The sequence below is a fragment of the Mycobacterium sp. E2462 genome (genome assembly GCF_001672685.1).
In the GTDB taxonomy this organism is placed as follows: domain Bacteria; phylum Actinomycetota; class Actinomycetes; order Mycobacteriales; family Mycobacteriaceae; genus Mycobacterium.
This window is the reverse complement of the sequence record NZ_LZKC01000259.1, coordinates 1-5,701: the sequence shown is the minus strand read 5'-3', so window position 1 is coordinate 5,701 and position 5,701 is coordinate 1. Positions and strand designations below refer to the sequence as shown.

At 72.8% G+C, this 5,701-nt stretch carries 7 protein-coding genes and 3 pseudogenes; 1 reads left to right on the top strand and 9 read right to left on the bottom strand.

Annotated elements, in window-relative coordinates; translation table 11 throughout:
- Positions 1-494: pseudogene (locus A5714_RS26635) on the top strand (hypothetical protein); the annotation flags it as partial.
- A 15-nt stretch (positions 495-509) separates the two neighbouring features.
- Here A5714_RS26635 and A5714_RS12875 read toward each other — a convergent pair.
- The 9 genes and pseudogenes from A5714_RS12875 to A5714_RS12835 form a co-directional block, all read right to left on the bottom strand.
- A pseudogene (locus A5714_RS12875) lies at positions 510-734 on the bottom strand (hypothetical protein); the annotation flags it as partial.
- 2 nt (positions 735-736) lie between these two features.
- A pseudogene (locus A5714_RS12870) lies at positions 737-1,426 on the bottom strand (hypothetical protein); the annotation flags it as partial.
- Between the two features lie 2 nt (positions 1,427-1,428).
- The gene (locus A5714_RS12865) at positions 1,429-1,758 is read right to left on the bottom strand and encodes a hypothetical protein (protein WP_068285670.1); all 330 of its coding nucleotides are present in this window, start codon (positions 1,756-1,758) and stop codon (positions 1,429-1,431) included.
- A gap of 46 nt (positions 1,759-1,804) precedes the next feature.
- Positions 1,805-3,142, bottom strand: a complete 1,338-nt coding sequence (glmM, locus tag A5714_RS12860; protein ID WP_068285667.1) for a phosphoglucosamine mutase — start codon at positions 3,140-3,142, stop codon at positions 1,805-1,807.
- Between the two features lie 149 nt (positions 3,143-3,291).
- Positions 3,292-3,783 (bottom strand): 30S ribosomal protein S9, encoded by a 492-nt coding sequence (rpsI, locus tag A5714_RS12855; RefSeq protein ID WP_082959718.1) that lies wholly within the window; start codon positions 3,781-3,783, stop codon positions 3,292-3,294.
- On the bottom strand, positions 3,780-4,223 hold the full coding sequence (rplM, locus tag A5714_RS12850) for a 50S ribosomal protein L13 (RefSeq protein ID WP_068066706.1): 444 nt from the start codon (positions 4,221-4,223) through the stop codon (positions 3,780-3,782). Before rplM ends, rpsI begins: the two co-directional genes overlap by 4 nt.
- Positions 4,224-4,444: 221 nt before the next feature.
- Positions 4,445-4,741, bottom strand: a complete 297-nt coding sequence (locus A5714_RS12845) for a WXG100 family type VII secretion target (protein ID WP_068285665.1) — start codon at positions 4,739-4,741, stop codon at positions 4,445-4,447.
- Between the two features lie 16 nt (positions 4,742-4,757).
- Positions 4,758-5,057 (bottom strand): WXG100 family type VII secretion target, encoded by a 300-nt coding sequence (locus A5714_RS12840; protein WP_369829440.1) that lies wholly within the window; start codon positions 5,055-5,057, stop codon positions 4,758-4,760.
- A 69-nt stretch (positions 5,058-5,126) separates the two neighbouring features.
- Positions 5,127-5,701 (bottom strand): type VII secretion-associated protein (locus A5714_RS12835; protein WP_068285662.1); only part of this gene is annotated, 575 nt, incomplete at its 5' end.

Here is a 5,701-nt window from a genome sequence, read left to right as displayed (position 1 = left end):
GGGGCGGTCTAGGAGGCGGCGGGGGCGGCGGGTTGATCGGCCTGGCGGGCCGGATCCTGGACGCGGTGGGTGACCTGGTCGGTTCGGCGGACGACGGCGGCGCCGACCCGCTTGACGGCGACCTCGGCGACCTCGGCGACCTCGGGGACGACCTCGACGGCGACCCCCTGCACGACGACGAGCCCGACGACCGGGACGACGACCCGGGCGACACCGACGACCCCGACGAGCCGGACGAGACCGACGAGCCCGAGAACGCCGTCCCGCCCGGGGTGCCGGAGCCCACGGAGCCCCCCGGGGACACCCAACCGGTCGGCGCGACCCCGCAACCACCCGCGCCGCCGGCGTCCGGTCCGGAGCCGGGGCCACCGCCGGCGCCCGCACCGCCAGGTGCCCTGGCCGACGCGCCCGCCGACCCCGCGGCACCCCCAGCGCACGAAGCGTCGACGCCCTGCGAAATCGCGGCCGATCAGCTGCCGCAGGCGGGCCAGTGACGTCCCGGGCGGCCCCTACTTCAGCAGCGCGACGATCTTGTCTTCCAGCGGGGCTGGCACGGCGTCGGGATCGAGCGGGTCGGTCCCGGGCAACTGCTCCTCAGGATCGGCGAAGGCGCGATACGTCTTGTCGCCGGCGAGCGTGTACAGCAGGTACCCGGTCAGCAACGCCCGCACCGATCGCTGCGTGCGCCGGTGCTGGCCGCCGAGCCCGAGCACCTGCGTCAGCCGCCGGCCCTCGGCAGCCCGTCGGGACACTCGAACCGGACGGTCGGGGAAGCCGCCATTCGGTCGATCACCATGCCGTACGAGGTGTCCACCCCGTCGGAGGCGGACCGCATCGCCGCCAACCACTCGTCGCGGATGTCGTTGTCCACGTAGGGCATGACGTCATGCCGCAGCACGTCTTCGGCGGCCTGCCGGTCGCCCACGCCCGTCGTCACCGTGCCGGCCGCGCCCAGCCACACCGGGCGCTGCCCCGCGGTGCGGTCGTCGAGGGCGACGGCCGTCGCCACCTTGGAATCGACCAGGAACCACAGATTGTCGCGCAGCGACTCGCAGCGCTGGGCCGCCGCGCGCAGCTCGGTGGCCACCACGTTGGCGGCGTCGCAGTGCTGTTGCAAGAACCGCACCGCGGCGTCGCCGCCCGGCCCGGTCCACGCCGCGGCGAGCTCGGCCAGCTGGGCGCGCTGCAGCCTTGCCGCCTCCTGCGCCGCCACCCCCGCCGCGCGCAGGTCGGCGCAGTCGCGGTCGAGGGCCCGCAGGTCCAGACCGTCCTGATCCTCGTAGCGCTCGCGCACCTGGGCGGGATGGTCGGTGAGGCCGGGTTGCTGATAGCCCAGCGCGTGGCAGGCCGTCACGTAGCTCTGCGTGTGCTCGACGGCGGGCCGGCCCTCCTCGAGCCGCCCGGCGACGTCCAACCGGTCGGCCACGGTCACGCGATCCGTTGCGTCGCATAGGCTTCCGCCTCGGCGTAACGGTCGGCGCTGGATCGCACGTTGCCGGCGACCTCCACCGACGCCTGCCACCACTGCGACACCGCGGCCGCCAACCGCTCCAACTCCCCGCGCAGCGCGTCGCCGCGAGCCGCATGCGCGCGACCCGCGACCGCCCCGCCGAACCCCAACCTGGCCAGGTGGTCACTGGCCGCCCGGCCGATCAGTTCGGCGGCCGCCTCGAGCTGGCCCGCGACGCGATAGGCGGCGGCGACGTCGATCTCGGTGGGCGCGAGGGCAATGGGGCGCGTTCCCCTGTCGAATTTCATGCCTAATCCGACGCCCGCCGGCTCGCCGGGGTTCCGCCGGCGCGGATCAGTGGGCGGCGCTGACCGCCTCGGCGACCCGGGTGGCGACGCGCTGTGCGACGTCGGCCTCGGGCGCCTCTACCATGACCCGGATCATCGGCTCGGTTCCGGAGGGCCGCAACAGGATTCGGCCGGTGTCACCCAGCTCCGCCTCGGCCTGCCCGACGGCGGACCGCACCGACGGGGCGGCGGCGGCGGTGGCCTTGTCGGCGACGGTGACGTTGATCAGCACCTGCGGCAACGTCTGCATCGGCGCGGCGAGGTCGGCCAGCGCCGAGCCGGTCTGCACCATCCGGGTCATCAGCCGCAGCCCGGTGACCACGCCGTCGCCGGTGGAGCCGAGCGTGGGCATGACGATGTGCCCGGATTGCTCGCCGCCCAGGCTGTAGTCGCCGGCCCGCAGTTCCTCCAGGACGTAGCGGTCCCCGACGGCCGTGGTCCGCACGGTGATGCCGGCCGCGCGCATGGCCAGGTGCAACCCGAGGTTGCTCATCACGGTCGTGACCAGCGTGTCGGAGGCGAGTTCGCCCGCGTCACGCATGGCCAGCGCGAGCACCACCATGATCGCGTCGCCGTCGACGAGGGCGCCGTTGGCGTCGATCGCCAGGCAGCGGTCGGCGTCCCCGTCGTGCGCCAGGCCCAGGTCGGCGCGGTGCGCCACGACCGCCGCGCGCAGGGAGTCCAGGTGCGTCGACCCGCAGTTGTCGTTGATGTTCAGGCCGTTGGGGTCGGCGTTGATCGCGATCACCCGCGCGCCGGCGGCGCGGTAGGCGCGCGGCGCCACCGACGACGCGGCGCCGTGGGCGCAGTCGACCACCACCGTCAGGCCGTCGAGGCGCAGCGTGCTGGCCTTGCTCAGGTGGCGCAGGTAGCGCTCCGCGGCGTCCTCGGCGTCGATGACCCGGCCGATGCCCGCCCCGACCGGGCGCGACCCGACGTCTGCCCGCAGCAGCGCCTCAATCTGGTCCTCGGTGCCGTCGTCGAGCTTGTGCCCGCCGGGACCGAAAATCTTGATGCCGTTGTCGGGCATCGGGTTGTGCGACGCCGAGATCATCACTCCGAAATCGGCGTCATACGCGCCGGTCAGGTAGGCCACCGCCGGGGTGGGCAGCACGCCGACCCGCAGCGCGTCGACGCCCTGGCTGGTCAACCCGGCGATCACCGCGGCCTCGAGCATCTCGCCGCTGGCCCGCGGGTCGCGACCGATCACCGCGACCCGGCGGCCGGGGGCGCCGGAGCTGGCCAGGCGCCGCGCGGCCGCTGCACCCAGCGCCAGCGCCAGCTCCGCGGTCAACTCGCGATTGGCGACCCCACGAACACCGTCGGTGCCGAATAGTCGACCCATCGGACAAACCTCTCACAGTTGACGGTCCAGCACCTAACGTGCCCGTTCCTTTCTGACCGAAACGGGACGCGTTCGTGCGCAGACACGCCGACAACCGCGCACAACGTCTCTCGCGAGATGCCGGGTTGTGGCCGGAAAGCGACTGCTGATCAGCGCTTGCTGTACTGCGGCGCCTTGCGGGCTTTCTTAAGCCCGTACTTCTTGCGCTCGGTGGCGCGCGGGTCGCGGGTGAGGAAGCCGGCCTTCTTCAGCGGAGGACGGTCGTCCGGCGACGCCAGGATCAGCGCCCGCGCGATGCCCAGGCGCAGCGCGCCGGCCTGCCCCGAGGGGCCGCCGCCGTGCAGCAGCGCGTAGATGTCGAAGCTCTCCAGCCGATCCACGGTCACCAGCGGCGCCTTGATCAGCTGCTGGTGCACCTTGTTGGGGAAGTAGTCCTCGAGGCTGCGCCCGTTGAGGGTGAACTTGCCGGTGCCGGGCACCAGGCGCACCCGCACCACCGCCTCTTTACGACGGCCGACGGTCTGGATGGGCCGCTCGAACACGTAGGACTCGCCGGGCGCCACCGCGGACTCGGCCGCGACGTCGGTGATGTCCGCTTCCACGGCTTCCGGGGCCTCGAGGCCCTCGGTCGTTTCGGTCACTGGGCCACCTGCTTGATCTCGTAAGGAACCGGCTGCTGCGCGGCGTGGGGATGCTGCGGGCCGGCGTAGACGTGCAGCTTGCGCTGGATCTGACGGCTGAGCTTGTTCTTCGGCAGCATGCCGACGATCGCGTTCTCGACGACGCGGGTCGGGTGCTTCTCCAACAGCTCGCCGATGGTGCGGCTGGTCAGACCGCCGGGATACCCCGAGTGCCGGTAAGCCAGCTTGTCGCGCAGCTTGTCGCCGCTGAGCGCGATCTTCTCGGCGTTGACGACGATGACGAAGTCCCCGCCATCGACATTGGGGGCGAACGTCGGCTTGTGCTTGCCGCGCAGCAGGGTGGCTGCCGCGACGGCAAGGCGGCCAAGCACCACGTCCGTGGCGTCGATGACGTACCACGACCGCGTGGTGTCACCCGCCTTGGGCGCATAGGTGGGCACAGCGCTTACCTTCTTCTCTCGAGGTGGATCCCGGCCAAAGCCAGGTATCGGTCAGGCGTTGCGCGGTGGGGTGTGTCTCGGCGACCGACGTTGACCCGAGGCCCCGGCGTACCGCGCGCCAACGGAGCAGCTTACCGACCCGCGTCCCCGCAGGTCAAAATGACTGCGTGGTCCCGTCGGCTCTCCTCCGTCGGGACCACGCAGGGGTCTTCGTCGGCCGGCTACCGCGACCAGGTGCCCGCCGCGCGCCGATCGGCGTCCGCCACCTCTTCCGCGCCGTCGCGCACCGCGTTGCCGAGCTCGGACAGGATCTCGTTGAGGGCGGTGGCCGCTTGCTGCCACCTGGCCTGCTCTACCTGGTAGGCGGCCGCGGCCTCGCGGGTCCATAGCTGCTGCAACGGGGCGATCTCGGAGCGCAGCTCATCGAGCGCGGCGTTGAAGCGGGCCGAGGTCAGGTGGATCTCGTGCCGCACCGAGTGTTCGATCTCGCCGAAGTCATACGACAGCACCGGGTCCACGGCATTCCTCCTCGGGTCACAGGTTCCCGCCGGCGGCGGCGACGTGCTGGGCGTGGCGGTCACCGGCCTCCTGCAGGGTGGCGGCGTTGTGGCGGATGCTCTCGGCGATGGCGCGCAGCGCGTGGTAGAGCCGCAGGGACTCGGCGTTCCAGCGATCCATCACCTCCTTGAACCGGGCCGCCGCGAGCCCGCCCCACACCGCCGGCGGCACCGCGCCCATGCGGCCGGTGAAGGCGCCCAGCATCGCGCGGATCTCCTCGTTGCGCGCATCCGTCGTGGCGGCGACCGTCCGCATCATGTCGAAGTCGGTGTTCATTGCGTCGTGGACCGCCATACTTATTTCGACAGTGAGGACAGCGTTTCGGTTCCCTCGGATCTGCGCCCGTCAGCCGATCGCGTGGGCGGACCGCACCGCCTGCTCGCACACGGCGCGCACGGCCTCCTCGCCGCCCGGCCCGCTCTGGCAGCCGACGCTGATCCGGACGGGACCGTCGAGCAGCACCGTCCACCGGACCTGGTGGCCGGGACGGACCTCGCGGTAGGTCACCGCCGGGCGCCCGGCACTGGTGCCGGCCGGGTTGAAGTCGACGAACACGCCGCCCGGCGCGGCGTCGATCGCGCGCTTGAGCCGTTCGGCGGTGCCGCGCAGCGTCTCACCGGCGACGGGCGACTGGGTGACGAGCAGCGCGACCTGCGGGTCCGACGGCGAGGAGACCTGCACGCGCGCAGAGCCGGGCCCGGTGGTCACCCGCTGCGTCGGCCAGTCCGCGGGCACGGTCAGCGCGACCCGGCCCTCCACGAGAAAGGTTGTCGCCGGCGCGACCGTCACCCGCCGCGCGGTGACCGCGCCGCCCCCGTTGTCGGTCCACACCGCCGGTGCCGCGACGGCCAGGGCGGCGGTGGTCGCCCCGAGCGCGGTCCGCGCGCGCCGGCGCGACGCGCGCGCTGCGCCGGTCGGCG